Source organism: Paraburkholderia phymatum (assembly GCF_040965635.1).
Taxonomy (GTDB): Bacteria; Pseudomonadota; Gammaproteobacteria; order Burkholderiales; family Burkholderiaceae; genus Paraburkholderia; species Paraburkholderia phymatum_B.
In genome coordinates this window covers 1-255 of the sequence record NZ_JBFRCH010000166.1, presented here as the reverse complement: position 1 = coordinate 255, position 255 = coordinate 1, and the positions used below count along the sequence as shown (strand labels likewise).

Genomic DNA, 255 nt, shown 5'->3' with positions numbered 1-255 from the left:
ATTCGCTGGGCGAGCTGATCGACGGTGGCGACGCGGCGCGCTTCGAGTCGCCGCGCTTCCCCTGTAATCATCCGCTTTTCATCATGTTCTCATCGGGCACGACGGGCAGGCCGAAGTGCATCGTGCATGGCGCCGGCGGCAGTCTGCTCGAGCATCTGAAGGAGCATCGGCTGCACTGCGATCTGCGGCCTGGCGACCGGATGTACTTCCACACCACGTGCGCATGGATGATGTGGAACTGGCAGTTGTCGGCGC

The 255-nt window shown here is 63.5% G+C and carries 1 protein-coding gene; it reads left to right on the top strand.

Going from position 1 to position 255, the window contains the following annotated elements; translation table 11 throughout:
• Positions 1 to 255 (top strand): AMP-binding protein (locus AB4Y32_RS40635; protein ID WP_368726598.1); only part of this gene is annotated, 255 nt, incomplete at both ends.